Source organism: Bacillus cereus group sp. N6 (genome assembly GCF_016483705.1).
GTDB lineage: Bacteria > Bacillota > Bacilli > Bacillales > Bacillaceae_G > Bacillus_A > Bacillus_A wiedmannii.
On the sequence record NZ_JAEHBI010000168.1, the window covers coordinates 1 to 1,168 of the forward strand.

Consider the following 1,168-nt stretch of genomic DNA (forward strand, 5'->3'; position numbering starts at 1 on the left):
CCTGAATACATAGGGTAAGGAAGACAGACCCAGGGAACTGAAACATCTAAGTACCTGGAGGAAGAGAAAGCAAATGCGATTTCCTGAGTAGCGGCGAGCGAAACGGAACATAGCCCAAACCAAGAGGCTTGCCTCTTGGGGTTGTAGGACATTCTATACGGAGTTACAAAGGAACGAGGTAGACGAAGCGACCTGGAAAGGTCCGTCGTAGAGGGTAACAACCCCGTAGTCGAAACTTCGTTCTCTCTTGAATGTATCCTGAGTACGGCGGAACACGTGAAATTCCGTCGGAATCTGGGAGGACCATCTCCCAAGGCTAAATACTCCCTAGTGATCGATAGTGAACCAGTACCGTGAGGGAAAGGTGAAAAGCACCCCGGAAGGGGAGTGAAAGAGATCCTGAAACCGTGTGCCTACAAATAGTCAGAGCCCGTTAATGGGTGATGGCGTGCCTTTTGTAGAATGAACCGGCGAGTTACGATCCCGTGCGAGGTTAAGCTGAAGAGGCGGAGCCGCAGCGAAAGCGAGTCTGAATAGGGCGTTTAGTACGTGGTCGTAGACCCGAAACCAGGTGATCTACCCATGTCCAGGGTGAAGTTCAGGTAACACTGAATGGAGGCCCGAACCCACGCACGTTGAAAAGTGCGGGGATGAGGTGTGGGTAGCGGAGAAATTCCAATCGAACCTGGAGATAGCTGGTTCTCCCCGAAATAGCTTTAGGGCTAGCCTTAAGTGTAAGAGTCTTGGAGGTAGAGCACTGATTGAACTAGGGGTCCTCATCGGATTACCGAATTCAGTCAAACTCCGAATGCCAATGACTTATCCTTAGGAGTCAGACTGCGAGTGATAAGATCCGTAGTCAAGAGGGAAACAGCCCAGATCGCCAGCTAAGGTCCCAAAGTGTGTATTAAGTGGAAAAGGATGTGGAGTTGCTTAGACAACTAGGATGTTGGCTTAGAAGCAGCCACCATTTAAAGAGTGCGTAATAGCTCACTAGTCGAGTGACTCTGCGCCGAAAATGTACCGGGGCTAAATACACCACCGAAGCTGCGAATTGATACCAATGGTATCAGTGGTAGGGGAGCGTTCTAAGTGCAGTGAAGTCAGACCGGAAGGACTGGTGGAGCGCTTAGAAGTGAGAATGCCGGTATGAGTAGCGAAAGACGGG

1 rRNA gene is annotated in these 1,168 nt (G+C 50.4%); it reads left to right on the plus strand.

The features are described 5' to 3' along the window. Positions 1 to 1,168 (plus strand): 23S ribosomal RNA (locus JDS99_RS30675); the annotation flags it as partial.